The 16,427-nt window shown below is 39.1% G+C and carries 17 protein-coding genes; 11 read left to right on the top strand and 6 right to left on the bottom strand.

All coding sequences use genetic code 11. From position 1 onward, the window contains the following. Positions 1 to 336: 336 nt before the first annotated feature. Positions 337 to 1,020: a DUF2982 domain-containing protein gene (locus CXF72_RS13270; RefSeq protein ID WP_101039484.1), complete on the top strand. Its 684-nt coding sequence runs from the start codon at positions 337 to 339 to the stop codon at positions 1,018 to 1,020. Between the two features lie 125 nt (positions 1,021 to 1,145). On the opposite strand, the gene CXF72_RS13265 is transcribed toward CXF72_RS13270, so the two are convergent. The 5 genes from CXF72_RS13265 to CXF72_RS13245 are packed head-to-tail and all read right to left on the bottom strand — an operon-like array spanning position 1,146 to position 4,147. Further along, the gene (locus CXF72_RS13265; RefSeq protein ID WP_198552598.1) at positions 1,146 to 1,640 is read right to left on the bottom strand and encodes a CreA family protein; all 495 of its coding nucleotides are present in this window, start codon (positions 1,638 to 1,640) and stop codon (positions 1,146 to 1,148) included. A 10-nt stretch (positions 1,641 to 1,650) separates the two neighbouring features. Continuing rightward, the gene (locus CXF72_RS13260; protein ID WP_101039483.1) at positions 1,651 to 2,427 is read right to left on the bottom strand and encodes a Zn-ribbon-containing protein; all 777 of its coding nucleotides are present in this window, start codon (positions 2,425 to 2,427) and stop codon (positions 1,651 to 1,653) included. Positions 2,428 to 2,429: 2 nt separating this feature from the next. Continuing rightward, positions 2,430 to 2,756, bottom strand: coding sequence for a hypothetical protein (locus tag CXF72_RS13255; protein ID WP_101039482.1), 327 nt, complete (start codon positions 2,754 to 2,756; stop codon positions 2,430 to 2,432). 18 nt (positions 2,757 to 2,774) lie between these two features. Next, positions 2,775 to 3,089 carry a DUF3301 domain-containing protein gene (locus CXF72_RS13250; protein ID WP_101039481.1) on the bottom strand — a complete coding sequence of 105 codons (315 nt, stop codon included), beginning with the start codon at positions 3,087 to 3,089 and terminating at the stop codon, positions 2,775 to 2,777. Positions 3,090 to 3,106: 17 nt separating this feature from the next. Further along, a complete protein-coding gene (locus CXF72_RS13245) occupies positions 3,107 to 4,147 on the bottom strand; it encodes a DUF3549 family protein (protein WP_232784984.1) in 1,041 nt (346 codons plus the stop codon). A gap of 216 nt (positions 4,148 to 4,363) precedes the next feature. Between CXF72_RS13245 and CXF72_RS13240 the strand changes: the two genes are divergently transcribed. The 5 genes from CXF72_RS13240 to CXF72_RS13220 all read left to right on the top strand — a co-directional run bounded on the left by CXF72_RS13240 (position 4,364) and on the right by CXF72_RS13220 (position 9,906). Continuing rightward, on the top strand, positions 4,364 to 4,705 hold the full coding sequence (locus tag CXF72_RS13240) for a YqcC family protein (protein ID WP_101039480.1): 342 nt from the start codon (positions 4,364 to 4,366) through the stop codon (positions 4,703 to 4,705). A 784-nt stretch (positions 4,706 to 5,489) separates the two neighbouring features. After that, positions 5,490 to 5,903, top strand: coding sequence for a hypothetical protein (locus CXF72_RS13235; RefSeq protein ID WP_101039479.1), 414 nt, complete (start codon positions 5,490 to 5,492; stop codon positions 5,901 to 5,903). Positions 5,904 to 6,206: 303 nt separating this feature from the next. After that, positions 6,207 to 8,006: an ATP-binding protein gene (locus tag CXF72_RS13230; RefSeq protein ID WP_101039478.1), complete on the top strand. Its 1,800-nt coding sequence runs from the start codon at positions 6,207 to 6,209 to the stop codon at positions 8,004 to 8,006. 208 nt (positions 8,007 to 8,214) lie between these two features. Next, on the top strand, positions 8,215 to 8,478 hold the full coding sequence (locus CXF72_RS13225) for a hypothetical protein (RefSeq protein WP_101039477.1): 264 nt from the start codon (positions 8,215 to 8,217) through the stop codon (positions 8,476 to 8,478). A gap of 216 nt (positions 8,479 to 8,694) precedes the next feature. After that, the gene (locus CXF72_RS13220) at positions 8,695 to 9,906 is read left to right on the top strand and encodes a DEAD/DEAH box helicase (RefSeq protein ID WP_101039476.1); all 1,212 of its coding nucleotides are present in this window, start codon (positions 8,695 to 8,697) and stop codon (positions 9,904 to 9,906) included. Between the two features lie 38 nt (positions 9,907 to 9,944). Here the strand turns inward: CXF72_RS13220 and CXF72_RS13215 are convergent, their stop codons facing one another. Beyond that, positions 9,945 to 11,252 (bottom strand): DUF2914 domain-containing protein, encoded by a 1,308-nt coding sequence (locus CXF72_RS13215; protein ID WP_101039475.1) that lies wholly within the window; start codon positions 11,250 to 11,252, stop codon positions 9,945 to 9,947. Positions 11,253 to 11,690: 438 nt separating this feature from the next. Between CXF72_RS13215 and CXF72_RS13210 the strand changes: the two genes are divergently transcribed. From CXF72_RS13210 to groL, 5 genes are all read left to right on the top strand, one after another. Then, positions 11,691 to 12,833: a 3-phenylpropionate MFS transporter gene (locus tag CXF72_RS13210; RefSeq protein WP_101039474.1), complete on the top strand. Its 1,143-nt coding sequence runs from the start codon at positions 11,691 to 11,693 to the stop codon at positions 12,831 to 12,833. Positions 12,834 to 13,006: 173 nt separating this feature from the next. Next, complete coding sequence (locus CXF72_RS13205) at positions 13,007 to 13,495, top strand: FxsA family protein (protein ID WP_101039473.1); 489 nt, start codon at positions 13,007 to 13,009, stop codon at positions 13,493 to 13,495. Between the two features lie 350 nt (positions 13,496 to 13,845). After that, entirely contained in the window at positions 13,846 to 14,091 is a 246-nt protein-coding gene (locus tag CXF72_RS13195) for a DUF1107 domain-containing protein (protein WP_101039472.1), read from the top strand. A gap of 260 nt (positions 14,092 to 14,351) precedes the next feature. Continuing rightward, positions 14,352 to 14,642, top strand: a complete 291-nt coding sequence (locus CXF72_RS13190) for a co-chaperone GroES (protein WP_101039471.1) — start codon at positions 14,352 to 14,354, stop codon at positions 14,640 to 14,642. A gap of 68 nt (positions 14,643 to 14,710) precedes the next feature. Next, positions 14,711 to 16,351, top strand: coding sequence for a chaperonin GroEL (gene groL, locus CXF72_RS13185; RefSeq protein ID WP_232784983.1), 1,641 nt, complete (start codon positions 14,711 to 14,713; stop codon positions 16,349 to 16,351). Positions 16,352 to 16,427 lie beyond the last annotated feature (76 nt).

The raw sequence follows: 16,427 nt of genomic DNA, 5'->3' as shown, positions 1-16,427 counted from the left end.
TAAACCCTATTCAATCCCAGTGTCTTGCACAAGCTAGGCAATTTAATCAAGAATAATCCCCGTCCTTCGAAAGAAGGCTGACAAATTTTTCCGTTATTACGGCTTTATTTTTTGACCTGATTTCTCATGGCAGCAAGTAATGGGCATTTTTATACCTCTATATTTATTGAAATATATACTTTCTTAAGTTCTATTCTTCAGCTATTTTTAGGGTTGATGCTAAGGAGAAGGAAAACGACTTCCTGCAGCCCTGTTAATTTTTCTGGCGTACTGCAAGATTACATTTTGAATACATTTGCTATTTTAATGGTCTGAAATTTTTAAGGAGTATCTGGCTTGCAAAAAAGAGCACAAAGAGTCATTCAGGTTAAACCCAATTCAAAACGTAATCGTTTATTTTTATCGTGTTTAGGCTGCTTATTGCTGTGCGTTTGCCTGTTGTTAAATCTCTTCTTGTGGGAGCAGTATAAGATCCAGTTAATCTTTATCATGTCAGCCAGTTTTATGATGTTATTTGTTGGTTTACTTAAATTTTTAGAGCCGCCAATAAGTTACCGCATAACACCAGAGACTATCTTTTATTGTCATCGTCACGGTCATTGGAATTTACCTTGGCAAGATATTCTGCGCATTGGTGATATCCCGGCTGATATACGGGGACAGCATGTGAAATTACCTTACTTGGGCATAAAATTAAATAGTTTGACAAATATAGCGCAAACTATTTCACCAAGGTTGGCTAATAAATTACTTCATGAGCAGCTGGAGCTATTATTGTTAGCGGTAAAAAACCATGAAATTGATCTACCAGATGGTCTGATTAACTTTGAGCCCTTTAAATTAAATGGGATCACCTACAAAGGCCCGATCGCCGCCTGGTTATATCGGACAGAAGAGTTGAGTAAAGCTTATGGTTATCATCTCTATTTACCGGAAAATAGTTTTGATCGCGAGTTAATTGAATTTTTGGGCTTATTGAAAGAATGCCACCATTACATTAATAGCTATCAGAGTAACTGATTATTGCGGATCATATTAACGAATTGTAAAAACAGGGGTACTCTTATTCAAACTCAAAAAAAAGCTTAATTGTTAAACAATTAAGCTTTTTTATTCAAAATCGATTGAAAAGCGTTAGCCTATATTTATTCTGCAGTAGTAACGGGTACAGAATAAGCTTTTGTTCCCCATAGCGGAACGGTAGACATTGAATGCTTAAAGCTACCCTCAATTTCTTTAGTGCTATAAGAAATGTAAAGTATAGTTTGTGTTGACGGATCAAAAATACGTCTGATTTTTAATGACTTAAATAAAATACTTTTCGATTTTGTAAAAACCACATCTCCGCTTTTTGACTTATCGATAAGGCTGAGCATTTCTGGAGTGATTTCACCCGTTTGACGACAGCTTATGGATGAATCCGATGGATCGGCAAAACTCAAATCAGCAACAATATTAGAAATATGGCAGGTTACACCGGGTATTAACGGATCATTTAGTTTTTCAATTTTAATATCTTTTGTGGTGAAAAGTCCCAGAGAAACAGTACCGACTTCATCTCTGGAGCAACTGTATAAAGCGAAAAAAGTGATAACAAGAATGATACTGATCGCGCCGAAAAACTTTATTTTTTTTACCATTATTTTTCCCTTATTTTTTGAAATCCCAAGATATGTTTGACAATAGTTTGCATGGCTCACATTTGAAATCAAAGATATCAAATAATGGCGCAGCTAGTTTCCAATCTCCTCCACAGGCGGGGCATTTTCGCTCCTGTTCTGCTATTAAACTGTTACCGGCAACACGGTATAGGTAATAATAGGTTGGTACTTTAGTAATTTCTTCAATGCGCTGACATAAATTAGTACCGCGATAAAATAGTTTGCTGCCGATTTCGCCAATTTCTTTTAAAGCTGCACTGGAAACCGCCGAACCGTTCATTTGCAGTTCGTCGCAATTTATCCACTCTTCCTGCCATTTTAGAACGGCTTTACGATCACCATTACTAATTGCTTCGGGCGTTCGATAGAGCGGAATGGGAGCGAGGCTTTCACCGCAGCGCAGTGGGGAGCAAGTATCTAAAAAGGTAGTGTACAAAAGCTGCCAACTTGGTTGAAATTTCTCTGCGCAGCACATAGAGTTTAAATCTTCAGCAGTATTTTTAATTTTAGGTGAAAGTAAGCCCGCTTCCGTTAAACCTTGTAATGCCTGCTTTACCTGCGGGCTATTAAAAATCTCATTTAAACTATTTTCTTCCGGGCAGACTAAGCTTGAGACAAACCAACCCTCAAACATGGCGATCGGAAATTCACGCCCCAGAATTTGTCCGTTATAGCGTAGCATATCAAAATAGTTATTGATGGCTTTTTCAACGGCTGCGTACTGGGTGTTTTTGTAACACTCAAAAGTTATTTCTTTAATAAACACGGCTACTCTTTTTCTTGTATGTTAAGTTGTTTTTTTAAATCAACAAGCTGTTTAGTTAATAACTCAATCTGTTTTATTAATGGCGCAATGGCTTGATTAATTTTAGTGTCGATTAAAGTCTCGATCGTTGTGCTGCTGTCTACAGTTTCACTTGCTGTTACTTCTGTTGGAGTATTTATGACTTTATGAGGATCATTCATCCACATTTTTAAACCCTGGATAATAGCCGGCAAGGGTACATTTTTAGGCAAGCGTGCTTTGATCAATGCGGTATTCGGTTTTTTGCCTTCTTTGGCAATCTGTTGTGCAATTAAAATGATGCTATCCATAAAAAGCCTTGTTATAAATTAATTGAGTGAATCTGAGGATTCCACCGAGCGGTAAACCGGCAGTTCAAATCTTGGTCGGCGTAACCCGCGCATAAATAAATGCCCTTGGTAGTTGTTGTTATTGTCGCTGCTAAATTCAAAAACGAAACTGGCTTGTAAAAACTGTTCACCCAATTTGAAATTAAAATTAGAACGAGAAACCGACAGCAACTGCAGATCTAATTTAAAACAATGTTGGGTGATCTGCTCTCGAGCATATTCCGATTGTTTACGTAATTTCCAAATAATAGCGCTCAAAAGCACAGTCAACAAAATAAATAGCAGCTCGATCATTATAATTCCACCTAATTTTAACTACCTGAAAATAATCGTCCGATCGCGTCCGTTAAAGCCGGTGAGCGCGCGGGTAAACGTATTTGTCTGAGTACTTTTTCGCGTAATAAAGGAATTGCCACAATATCTGTAAAGAGTTGCGGAAAAAGTGCTGCTTGGTTATTCGCTAAAGATTCCAAAAAGCGATTAAGTAAGGTTTCATCTTCAAGGACTGTCCATAAGCGTCCTGCAATGCCAACATACCAATGTACGTTATGGATTAAGTCTGAATAAAGTTGCTCTTCTATCAATTTTTTGGTGATAACCATAGAGGGGGAGCTTGCCAATGCCCGTAATAATAAAATTGCATTTTCCTGGCGATGTTCTTGTAGTTCGACTCTTATTTGTCCGGCAATCGCCTGCTGTAAATCAGGGTTTATTTTATTCTGATGCTCTAAACACAACGCGAGGGACTGCAAAGGCTGTTGTGGTAAATAAGGAAGAGCGTTAATTAAATTCTGCTGATTATTATCATGATCTAAACGCGCAGTGAGGTCAGCAATGCCTTGAATGCCCAGTTCTTGCCACTCGTTCCAGCTTGTCGAACCTGAAAAATAGCGCTGTGCACCACTGTAAAAAGAGGAAGCAGGACGAATGAAACGAGCATTCATAATCGCATTAAAAATAGCCAATTTTTCTGTACTTGGCTTAAATAGAAACGGATTACTCGCCATACGCTCTTGTAATTTATCACTCACATCTGCGGTTAAATCCTCACCCAGCGCTTCTACAACCATTTTGATAAAGCTTATCTGCGCGGGAATTTGTAATAACCCCTGCTCATCTAATGGTATTTTTAAGAACCAAATGAAATGTTCTTTTTGTGCATCAGTTTGCCAAAACGTTAATGCAATAAAAGCGTGCTGCTGAATGGGATAGGGGTAAGGTAATTGGTTAAGTTCAATTTCTTTAAAAAGGCTGTTGGATATGTTGCAAACTTTACGTCCCAAATCATAAACACTAAATTGGCAATTTGATTGTTCTAAAAATTCGCTAAGGTTATTTATGTTCATAGTCATCTGTTCTGCTGTTTAGTAAAGTGTCTGGATTATATCAATTACTAACTTGATATTGTTAGGATTTTATATGATTTTGCTAACCCGTGGCTGAGCTTCTATAAATAAGCTGGGATTATACAGAGTCTTAAACTTTTGGCTAACCAATGAGTCAGTGATTTCTGCCGCCTTAATCTATATTATATTGGCATTATAAATCTATTTCAGTTAGAAAAAATCATGTTGAAAAATGAATTGGAATTAAAAAAACGCCGCCTTATTTTGCCTTTATTGACTGCATTAGAAGATGAATTGCGTAATAAGGGGTTATGGCAGGAGATTAAACCTGACCAGCAGGCACTCGATAGCCGGGAACCTTTTGCGATAGACAGCTTAAGCTTTGTACAGTGGTTACAATTTATCTTCTTAGATAAGATGGTCAAACTTGTGCGCTTGCCGCAACCCTTACCACGTGCAATGCGGGTATTACCGATGGCGGAGGAATATTTTAAAAATTTGCCGGGCAATAGTGCTGAAATAACAGATATTATCGGCCGTATTGATCTGTTATTTAGCGAATAATTTGTCGTCCAGCCAGGTGGAAGGTCCATATGCTAAAGATGCGCTTTGTTGGTTATACACTAAACCATGGTATGGGCGCAGGCAGCATGGAAGGACGTTTACGTTTCAAAGCAACGTGATGTCTAAAGAGCCGTTAGGTTATTCACTAAACCATGGTATGGGCGCAGGCAGCATGGAAGGACGTTTACGTTTCAAAGCAATATGATGTCTAAAGAGCCGTTAGGTTATTCACTAAACCATCATATGGTTGCAGGCAGCATGGAAGGAAGTTTACATTTTAAAGCAATATGATGTCTAAAGAGCCGTTAGGTTATTCACTAAACCATCATATGGTTGCAGGCAGCATGGAAGGAAGTTTACATTTTAAAGCAATATGATGTCTAAAGAGCCGTGAGGTTATTCACTAAACCATCATATGGTTGCAGGCAGCATGGAAGGAAGTTTACATTTTAAAGCAACGTGATGTCTAAAGAGCCGTGAGGTTATTCACTAAACCATCATATGGTTGCAGGCAGCATGGAAGGAAGTTTACATTTTAAAGCAACGTGATGTCTAAAGAGCCGTTAGGTTATTCACTAAACCATTATATGGTTGCAGGCAGCATGGAAGGACGTTTACATTTTATAAAGCAACGTGATGTCTAAAGAACCGTGAGGTTATTCACTAAACCATGGTATGGGCGCAGGCAGCATGGAAGGACGTTTACGTTTCAAAGCAACGTGATGTCTAAAGAGCCGTGAGGTTATTACCAGCGGTTAGTTTTTTTAATTAATTTGAATATTAAATGATGCACCTATTGGCGATTATCGCCGATCTTTATACTCCACTTTTAATCTTTTTCTGGTTATTTTATTTATATCGGGGAGCTGCAACCCGTGGTGCCGAGATAAAGGTTTTATTGTTTTCATTATTACTTGTTTATACTGTGATGTTGTTAGATAACTATTTCAATATTTGGCCAATTTGGGGATTGGATTACAGCACTCATAGCGCGGTGGCATTGGTTTTTGTGGTTAACTTAATCTGGCGAAATAAAGTATTGCGGCTGCTCGCGCCATTGTCTTTATTCGCTTATTGCTGCTTAATGCGGTTACTTAACTACCACTCCTTTGCTGATACTTTTATGACCATATTAGTGTTATTACCTGCACTATTGTATTGGCAAAAAGGATTGAAAAACCAACTTGTCTGTAAATAATATTGGGCAGTTAATGTTATGCGTTATTTTTTTCAAAATAGAGATAAAAAAAACATCATTAGTTCTTAATTAATTCGTCATATCACTGTAACATCCCGTTGGGCACTGATTATAATAAGGATTTTTATGAGCAATAAAAAAATAGTGGCAGTAAAGGATGACGCCTGTATTATCGAAGCACCCATTTATTACTTACGGCGGCAAGGTTTCGATGTTATTAGCACCGTTTCTGAGTGCTTATAAATCAATACTTTCACCCTATCGTTTTATTAGATCTATCGCGTTATAGAAAATGAGTAATACATGTTAAAATCATCTCTGTTTAAACCCAGTTTGCTGCGCCGTTTATTTGTCGGGTATGTGGTTCTTATATTAAGTCTAACCATTATTGTAAGTGTATTAATTAGCCGGCAAACCACTGAAAATACGTTACAAGAGACCCACCATTCATTGTTTATTCGCGCACAGTTTTTAGCTGAATTATCAAAATATTTATTGCCCTTCTCAGATCAAACATCATTAATACCCCTTAATCAGACCATTGTTGAGTTGGGCAAAAAAACACAAAGTAGATTAACGCTTATTAGCGAAAACGGCACAGTATTGGCCGACTCCCAAAAATCGCCCCTGAGCATGAATAATCACGCTAACCGTCCCGAAATTATCGCAGCACGGCAACAACACATTGTCCCCACCACGCGATTTAGCCATACTTTACATAAAGACATGGTTTATCTCGCACTGCCGGTTATGACTGAGCAAAAAATTCAGGGTTTTGTTCGTGTGTCTTTACCCTTAACCATTATAGATAAAAAATTAACACAATTACGTTTGGCATTGGCTTTCAGTGCCTTTATTTCAGCGTTAGTCGCGTTAATTTTGGGTTATTATTTTGCGAAACGTTTTTCAGCACCTTTAATAAAAATAACGGCAGTCGCAGAGGCAATCTCCAAAGGTGATTATAGTAAACGTATTATTACTCATCAAAAAGACGAAATAGGTTTATTGGCAGATGCCTTCAATCTGATGGCGCAAAACTCCGAGCAACGCCTTAATGAAATTGAAACGGACCGCAACCGCTTAGCCATGATTTTTATGGGTATGGTGGAGGGGGTTATTTATGTTAATGAGCACCTGCAGATTATCCACATGAATCAAGTGGCAGCAGAGATGTTCAACCTGTCTGCTAGCAGCTCTATTAAGCAACCTCTAACAGATCAGATTAAGGTACCTGAAATAGTATCGGCGGTGCAGGATGCTATTGCACAACAAGGTGTGGTAAAAGCGCAATTACACCATGATGACCATACTAAAAATGATGAAGTGATTGATATTTATGTTGCCGCGCTCAGTAATGATTTAGGTGAGTCCGTTGGCGCCGTAGTGGTACTCAACGATATATCTGAGCTTGCTTATTTAGAAAGAGTACGCCGTGACTTTGTTGCCAATGCCTCCCATGAGCTTAAAACGCCGATTACTGTGATCCTTGGCTTAGCTGAAACCATATTAGATTATAAAGATATGCCAGAGAACATGCGCACTCGGTTTATGGGCGACATACAAACACAAACATTGCGCCTTTCTTCGTTAGTTACTGATTTAATGAGTATATCTCGTTTAGAAACAACTCAAAATGGCATTGTCTTTGAAACAGTAGATTTAACTGCCAGCGTCAAAAATGCGCTTACTAATGTGAGTAATATTTGCCGGGAGAAAAAAATAACGCTTTCAAATAAGTTGCCAAATGGAAAAGTATTAATCAATGGTGACAAGCAAGAAATAAATCAACTCATTGATAATCTGATCGGTAATGCCATTAAATACACGCCTTCGTTAGGTCATGTTAGTGTGGCTCTGCAAGTGTTAGGCGAGCAGGCACAGATAATAGTAAAAGATACCGGAATCGGTATCAGTTTGTCGCATCAGCAACGTATTTTTGAACGCTTCTATCGTGTCGACAAAGCTCGTTCCCGGGATTTAGGGGGTACGGGGTTAGGCCTGTCCATTGTAAAAAATATTGTTGAAAAACATAACGGGACTATCTCTGTGAGCAGTCTTGAAGATCATGGTTCGACGTTTACCCTGTTGCTGCCACTGAGTTAATGTGAATATTAAATTTATCGCCTCAGGGAACGGCTTAAGCGTCGTGCACCTTTTATATAATAACACTAGAGTCAATTGAAATTACGCTCGTCCGAGAGCAATAATGCGATCTAACTTACTGTTTGAGGCGATCAATTTTGTTATAAAAAGAACTATCATTAATGAATATACAATCTAATGCTTTATTGCAGGGCTCTGGGAGAGTGTGATGTCAACAGGAAAACATAAGCGTAAAAAGGTCAATAACTCGAATAAAAATAAGAGTTTAAAAAATGCTGATAAACACCCTGGTGTGATCAGTAAATATCCTCAGCTTTTTCTTTTTGTCGGTGTATCGTTAATCGTAACCGGCATCTGCTTAATTACTATTGGTATACCCAATAATGCAAAAATTGGACTGGCGATGCTGTCCATTTTCTTTGGTATAACAACCGCCATTTTTGCCAACTCAGCCCTACCTAAGAAGCAATAAAACAGATAAAATGCTGCAAACTGTGTAAATTAGTTTGAAGGTGATGAAAAGAGGGGGGATATAAGAAAAACCTCTCTCTGCAACGAGCAACAACTGTGCTGATTAAGCGCGTTTACGTCTGCTGAATGCAACATTTTATGCTAGAATGCTTACCTTCTAAGGTTATTACCTTTATACCCAACTGTTTATTTATTAATCATACCCCTGAGATGCCAAATGCTATTTTCCACCCTTAAATTAAGCGATCCGATTGTCAAAGCGGTAACTGAACTAGGTTACCAAACCCCGACACCTATTCAAGAACAGGCTATTCCTGTTATTTTAGCGGGTAAAAACCTGATCGCCGCTGCGCAGACAGGCACAGGTAAAACAGCCGGTTTTGCATTACCTATATTACAGAACCTGATTGATGCGCCTGCCGTGCGGGCTAAGCGTATTCGCGTCTTAATCCTAACACCCACTCGAGAACTGGCTATACAGGTGGAGAATAATATTGCCCAATATGGAAAACATCTGCCTCTTAAATCGATGGCCATGTATGGTGGCGTTGACTCAGAGCCGCAAAAGCAGCGCCTGATCGAAGGTGTTGATATTTTAGTCTCCACACCGGGCCGCTTATTGGATATGTATACGCGCAGAGCTATCCACTTTGATGAAATAGAAGTGTTAGTCATAGATGAAGCCGACCGTATGCTGGATATGGGGTTTTTGCCTGATATTAATAAAATTGTTGAACGCTTACCCTTACAAAGACAGAACCTGCTGTTTTCAGCCACGCTTTCTGATCAGGTGCGTTTTTTAGCTAAAACGGCTATTACCGATGCGGTTGAAATAGCTATTTCTCCTGATTACAAAACAGCGCCACAGATTGAGCAATGCTTAATTAGTGTTGATAAAGATAATAAATCTGCATTGCTGAGTCATTTGATCAATGAAAATCAGTGGCAACAAGCACTTATTTTTATCGAAACCAAACGTGGCGCGGCTAAGTTAGTCAGTCAACTTGAAAAACGCGGCATTAAAGCTGAGGCTATTCATAGTGGTCGCAGCCAGGCAGTACGAACACAACTATTAGCGGACTTTAAATCGGGGCAACTCAAGTTTTTAGTGGCGACCGGGATTGCTGCACGGGGCATCGATATTGACTCACTTAGTCGCGTGGTTAACTATGATTTGCCCGACGAGGCCGATGATTACGTGCACCGAATTGGTCGTACAGGTCGTGCCGGCGCATCGGGTGAGGCTATTTCATTTGTTTCCAGAGATGATTTTAGAAACCTGTGTGCTATCGAAAATCGTTTGGGTGAATTTATTACCCGCAAAGAGATTGCGGGATTTGAGCCGAAATTAGTGGTACCTGCCTCGAATGCAGCTCATGCGCCAAAGAAACCCCAAAAACCGAGACGTCATAACGCCAAGGGCAAGTAGTTTGGCTGTTGTTCATCCTGTGACCGCTATCAATCAATTTAGTAATTAAATTGATTGATAGCCAGATTTTCCCCCTCCTGATTTTGTAGCTCAACCTTCCATTCACCGTGCATATTAGGCTGAATAAACTTACTTGAGTAACTTCTCCAACGATTAGCGCCGACCTTTACTTTGATCTTCGCTATATTTTTGCCATTCAAGCTCCATTGGTAATAGACAGTTTGATCTTTTAATCCATTAACATTGGAGTATGCATACACAGTCGCAATATTGTTGCTGTCAAAATGAATATTATCGAGAGTGCCGATCGGTTCATTGCCTTCTACCGCTTGGGAAATAATAAAACGAGTGACATTATCGGAGAGTAATTTTTTCCGGGATTGAGTAAACAGACGCTCGGAAACAAACTTTTTCTCAGCTGCCGCGGGTTTAATAACGTCAACCTCATCAGCTGTTGTGGGTTCAATGGTGGTTATATCTTCAGTTGTGTCATAGGCTGCGGGTTTAATGATGGTGACATCTTCCGTTGTGTCAACTGCTGCGGGTTTAATGACGGTGGCATCTTCCGTTGTGTCAACTGCTGCGGGTTTAATGACGGTGGCATCTTCCGATATGTCAGCTGTTGCTGACTTAATATCGGTGAACTCTTTAGAAGCCGTCTTAGTGTCAGCTGCTGCGGGTTTAATGACGACAATCTCATCAGTTGTGTCTGCTGTGTCAGTTGCTGCAGGTCTAATGACGATAATCTCTTCCGATGTGTCAGCGGTTGTGGATTTAATATCGGTGAACTCTTTAGAAGCCGTCTTGGTGTCAGCTGCTGCGTGCTTAATGACGATAATCTCTTCAGTTTTGTCAGCTGCAGTGGGTCTAATAACGGCAACCTCATCAGTAACCGTTTTGGCTTCAACTGCTGCGGGGTTAATAACGGCGAACTCTTCCGCTGTTATAGTCATCTTTTTATTTCCGATGGCGGATGCACTGATTTCCACTGCTTTTATTATCGGCTCATTCGAAGCTACCGAAGGCGTTTTTCCGCTCTCTATCTTAAGTGAACTTTTTTCTGCTGCCGTTGCAGTCAGCTGAAACTCTTTCTGCGATGCAGCTCGAACGGCCTCTTTTTTCAGCGAGGACGAGAGGCTCTTATCTGCGACTGATTCGCTATTAATTTGATCTTGATTTAAATAATAGGAGCCCCCGCTAATCAGCAAGGCGATTGCAATAATCGCGGTTAAGGAAATGCCTATGATTCTTCCCCAGTGGTAAGTCCAGCGCTTTTTCTTTTCAGGTGCTCGGTCTTTCTCTGGGCGAAAGTTGATGCGGATGGTGAGTTTTTTGGGTTCATTCATTTTATGATGCTCACTGGCGTTGATAGGCGTTATAATATTATTGAATTATGACCTTAATAGAATAATACTAAGCTGATTAAATTTCTGGTTTTTTTATTTGCAAACGAGGCTTAATTCACGATTTTGTCTTGCGTGCTTAATGCGGCACCTGCAAATATAAAAAGATCAATCTGTTTTGCCGATTGGTATCATTCATGCTTTATTTTAGCCTATTATTTGCCTGATGCGAGGACCCGTTTGACGGCGAAGAGATGAGCTGCAAATTATAGAAAAATCATGGGTGTCGCAGAGAGGTTATAAATATAGACTTAGAGACTGCCTTATTCGTTGAGATTAACTATTTACAGTGTCATTTTTATCAGTCTTAGCCGTTGCTGGCTAAAGTGATGTAATATCCTTCCTATTTTTTATTTATTGCTAACTCTTTCGAGGTACACCTTGTTTTCTATCCCCGCTTCATTTTGGTTGAGCTTATATTTTATTAGTTTCTTTTTTATTTGGGGGGTGTTTTTACCGTTTTGGGGTATTTGGTTATCGGGTCAGGGCATGTCCAGTGAAAGTATAGGTTTGTTTTTTTCGATCGGTCTGCTTTTAAGATTTGTCAGTAATCTGACCTTATTACCCAGGGTCAGCAGTGCGAAATCCACTTTACGTTTATTAAGAATATTAGGATTTTTCACGGCATTAGCTTTTGCCTTATTATTATTTTTTAATGGTTATATGTGGTTAGCCGCCATTACATTAGTTGTCAATTTTATAATGGGACCATTGGCGCCTTTAGGTGACCTTATTGGCGCCCGTTTAGTGAATCAAATTCAGCTCGATTATGGCAGAGTTCGTTTATGGGGCTCTCTTAGTTTTATTGTTGGCTCAACCAGTGTCGGTTGGTTGATTGTCGGGTTGGGGAACGATGCTATTTTATGGTCAATTACAGGTGCGGCATTAATAATGTGGTTAGTTTCATTATTAAACTTATCACCACAATTACAGGATGAAATTGACTTAAATCCAGAGGAAAAAAAATCTCTGTTTACACTCTTTAAACGACCGGGTGTACTGCTGTTTTTAATTATTGTTGGCTCAATTCAGGGCAGTCATGGTGCTTTTTATGCTTTTGGTACTATTCACTGGAATGAAATCGGTCTTTCTGGTGTGAGTATTGCCTGGTTATGGGCGATCGGTGTTTTTGCTGAAATATTATTAATGCGTTTTAATCAAAAATTATTTATCAACTGGTCAATTAAGCAGATGCTGTTATTGGGTCTTATTGCCGCGATAATCAGGTGGTTGGTATTCTCCGTTAGTGATGATTTTTATGTGCTGGCAATTTTTCAAACCTTTCACGCATTAACCTTCGCGGTGACACATTTAGCGGCTATTCGTTATATTAGTTTGCAAAAAAACTCAGAGATGGTCTCTTATCAATCACTCTACTCTGGAGTAGCATTAGGTTTAATGCTGGCTGGATTCACTTATCTTTCTGGTCTTTTTTACGAAGAGCTGCAGGGTTATATCTTTCTAATTATGTCTTTATTGTTACTGCCTGTTTTTTGGTGCATTAAAATATGGAAAGCTGAATAAGCTAACACCCTTTTTAGTTTTAAAAATAGTTAATAAATTAATTTGAAAAGTGAACTTATAAGGTATTTCTTAGACAAAACCTTGTTACTGCCAAGGCAATCGATTTTTACATTGAATTATCAAAAATTGCCCCCAAATGATTACCAGTAATATTTTATATTTTAGGAGTCAGTATGTTTGCAAAGTTATTTTTAACTATGGTCAGCGTTTCTTTGTTAGAGATTTATGTTCTGATCAAAGTGGGTGGTTTTTTAGGTGCATGGCCAACGGTGGCTTTAGTGGTGCTCACCGCATTTATTGGCTCGGCATTAGTACGTAGTCAGGGTTTACAGGTATTAAGACAATTTCAGGAACGCATTGCTCATGGGGAGTCACCCGGGCAGGAGTTAATTGAAGGGTTCATGTTACTTGTGACGGGGGTGTTACTGGTCACGCCTGGTTTTGTAACGGATTTTTTAGGGTTGTTAATTCTACAGCCAAGCATTCGCAGTATGGTTGCTAAATATATATTGGCTAATGTTAAATTAAATCCAACAATGTCCGGTGGATTTTCCCCGTCATCAAGCCGCTCAACTTTTGGTGATGATGTTAAAAACAAAAGGGCGGATGGAAATATCATCGAAGGTGAATTTGAACGTAAAGACGATAATAAAGACCAGTAACAGATAAGTATCTGCAGGTTAAATTTTTATTAAGCAAATGTTAAATTAAATCCAACAATGTCCGGTGGATTTTCCCAGTCATCAAGCCGCTCAACTTTTGGTGATAAAAAAGCGGATGGAAATATAATCGAAGGTGAATTTGAACGTAAAGACGAGAATAAAGACCAATAGCAGATAAGCATCCGCAGGTTAAATTTTTATTAAGTAAATGTCTGTAAAAGAGATCTAAGTCATAAAATTATCGTGGCTTGCTAATATCTTATTGTTCGCCTTTTATTGTCAAGCTAATATAAAATAATGATAAAATAAAAGAGCAAGACTTTATAAATGGAACTTAACAGGGGTCAAAAGTGAATATCAAGAAATCTATTACATTACGAACGTTTAAAAAATACCAACCACGCAAAATTGCCAAGTTTGTCCGAGCGTTTTTTAACGGTCGTATATTTATTGTTGGCTTGGGCCGATTAAGGGTTATTGAAGGCAAAGTTGCAGCTTACCAACATCAAAAAAACGATAAAAATTTTCTGGTAACGGTCAGTGAAATCAACCGCATCATTAATGAATTATCACAGCCTAAAGTTTCAAGCCTTTAACCGGTTATAACGCAGAGTAGGCTCGACATCACCCTGCTCAGCATTTAATGCATTGATTTAGAATGACTAAACATTAACTTTCAGATGTCTCTTCCCGATTTGCAGAATCTTGCATCTTCAGTAGCTGGTTTATATTAAGCACTGCCATTTTAAGGCAGTGTTTTGCAAAAAATTATTTTTTATCCTTTTTACTTGAAAACTGATTTTTAAGCACCATCTATAAACCACGTACAAGTATCTATTACCCTTGAGGAAAAAACATGACTATTCGTCCATTACATGATCGAGTTATTTTAAAGCGTACTGAAAAAGAAACTAAATCAGCTGGTGGTATTGTCTTAACAGGCAGCGCAGCTGAAAAATCGACACGTGGTGAAGTCCTTGCTGTTGGTAAAGGCCGTATTTTAGATAACGGTGAAATTAAACCTCTTGACGTGAAAGTGGGAGATATTGTTATTTTTAGTGAAGGTTACGGCTTAAAAACAGAAAAAATTGAAGGCGAAGAAGTCCTTATTTTAAGTGAAAACGATATCCTTGCTGTCGTTGAATAACGCCTATCTGCTTTTTTAAAGATCGAAAAGTAAGACTCTCAATATTAAAGATTTAAAGGAAAATAATAATGTCTAAAGAAATTAAATTCGGAAACGATGCTCGTATTAAAATGTTAAACGGCGTTAATATTCTAGCTGATGCAGTTAAAATTACTTTAGGACCAAAGGGTCGTAATGTTGTCATCGATAAAAGTTACGGTGCACCACAAATTACCAAAGACGGTGTAACGGTTGCTAAAGAGATCGAACTTGAAGATAAGTTTGAAAACATGGGCGCACAAATGGTCAAAGACGTTGCATCACAAACTAATGATGCTGCGGGTGACGGAACAACAACTGCAACAGTATTAGCGCAGGCAATTATTGCAGATGGTTTAAAAGCCGTTGCAGCTGGTATGAATCCGATGGATTTAAAACGCGGTATTGATCAAACAGTAAAAGCGGCTGTTGCCGAGTTAAAAAAATTATCTACACCTTGTTCGGATTCAAAAGCAATTACCCAGGTAGGCACTATCTCTGCCAACTCGGATCATGAAATTGGTGAAATCATTGCGCGCGCGATGCAAAAAGTAGGTAATCAGGGTGTTATTACTGTTGAAGAAGGTCAGGGTCTGGAAACTGAATTAGACGTGGTTGAAGGTATGCAGTTCGATCGTGGTTACCTGTCTCCTTATTTCATGACCAATCATGAATCCGGTACAGTTGAACTTGAAAATCCATATATTCTATTAGCAGATAAAAAAATCGGTAACATTCGTGAATTATTGCCGACATTAGAAGCTGTTGCAAAAGCCTCTAAGCCATTACTGATTATTGCGGAAGATGTAGAAGGTGAAGCATTAGCAACATTAGTCGTTAACAATATGCGTGGTATCGTGAAAGTATGTGCTGTTAAAGCACCTGGTTTTGGTGATCGCCGTAAAGCAATGTTACAAGATATTGCAACGTTAACGGGCGCTACGGTTATCTCTGAAGAGATTGGCTTAGACATGGAAAAAGTCCAACTTGAAGATCTAGGTCAGGCTAAACGTATTGTTATCAATAAAGATGAAACCACTATTATTGATGGTGTTGGTGACGAGTCTGCTATTCAGGCACGAGTAAGCCAAATTAAACAACAAATTGAAGCTTCTACGTCGGATTACGATAAAGAAAAACTGCAGGAACGTTCAGCTAAATTAGCTGGTGGTGTTGCAGTTATTAAAGTTGGCGCATCCACTGAAGTTGAAATGAAAGAGAAAAAAGATCGCGTAGATGATGCATTGCATGCAACCCGTGCTGCGGTTGAAGAAGGTGTTGTTGCCGGTGGTGGTGTTGCTCTGGTACGCGTCGCTGCAATATTAAAAGGTTTAATGGGTGATAACGAAGATCAGAATGTAGGTATTCGTGTTGCATTGCGTGCAATGGAATCACCACTGCGTCAAATCGTAGAAAACTGCGGTGAAGAAGCCTCTGTTGTGGCAAATAATGTACGCCAGGGTGAAGGAAACTACGGTTACAATGCAACTACGGGTGAATACGGTGATATGTTAGAAATGGGTATTATTGACCCGACTAAAGTAGCACGTAGCGCACTGCAGTTTGCTGCATCGGTAGCCGCTCTTATGATCACTACTGAATGTATGATCACCGATCGTCCTGTTGCTGCTTCTGCAGCCGCAGCCGCGCCTGATATGGGTGGAATGAGTGGTATGGGCGGTATGATGTAATCATACTCCCCTCATACTAGAACATCCTAGTAAAGCCCGTAAGCCCAGTGTTTACGGGCTTTTTTATTGACTTCAC

Source organism: Psychromonas sp. MB-3u-54, from assembly GCF_002836415.1.
GTDB lineage: Bacteria > Pseudomonadota > Gammaproteobacteria > Enterobacterales > Psychromonadaceae > Psychromonas.
This window is presented reverse-complemented; position numbering and strand designations above follow the sequence as displayed.

Coding starts and splice junctions, on each gene's coding strand:
- CXF72_RS13255 (WP_101039482.1), bottom strand. CDS start 2,756: ATGGATAGCATCATTTTAATTGCACAACAGATTGCCAAAGAAGGCAAA.
- CXF72_RS13230 (WP_101039478.1), top strand. CDS start 6,207: ATGTTAAAATCATCTCTGTTTAAACCCAGTTTGCTGCGCCGTTTATTT.
- CXF72_RS13190 (WP_101039471.1), top strand. CDS start 14,352: ATGACTATTCGTCCATTACATGATCGAGTTATTTTAAAGCGTACTGAA.
- CXF72_RS13265 (WP_198552598.1), bottom strand. CDS start 1,640: ATGGTAAAAAAAATAAAGTTTTTCGGCGCGATCAGTATCATTCTTGTT.
- CXF72_RS13220 (WP_101039476.1), top strand. CDS start 8,695: ATGCTATTTTCCACCCTTAAATTAAGCGATCCGATTGTCAAAGCGGTA.
- CXF72_RS13205 (WP_101039473.1), top strand. CDS start 13,007: ATGTTTGCAAAGTTATTTTTAACTATGGTCAGCGTTTCTTTGTTAGAG.
- CXF72_RS13245 (WP_232784984.1), bottom strand. CDS start 4,147: ATGACTATGAACATAAATAACCTTAGCGAATTTTTAGAACAATCAAAT.
- CXF72_RS13225 (WP_101039477.1), top strand. CDS start 8,215: ATGTCAACAGGAAAACATAAGCGTAAAAAGGTCAATAACTCGAATAAA.
- CXF72_RS13250 (WP_101039481.1), bottom strand. CDS start 3,089: ATGATCGAGCTGCTATTTATTTTGTTGACTGTGCTTTTGAGCGCTATT.
- CXF72_RS13240 (WP_101039480.1), top strand. CDS start 4,364: ATGTTGAAAAATGAATTGGAATTAAAAAAACGCCGCCTTATTTTGCCT.
- groL (WP_232784983.1), top strand. CDS start 14,711: ATGTCTAAAGAAATTAAATTCGGAAACGATGCTCGTATTAAAATGTTA.
- CXF72_RS13235 (WP_101039479.1), top strand. CDS start 5,490: ATGATGCACCTATTGGCGATTATCGCCGATCTTTATACTCCACTTTTA.
- CXF72_RS13215 (WP_101039475.1), bottom strand. CDS start 11,252: ATGAATGAACCCAAAAAACTCACCATCCGCATCAACTTTCGCCCAGAG.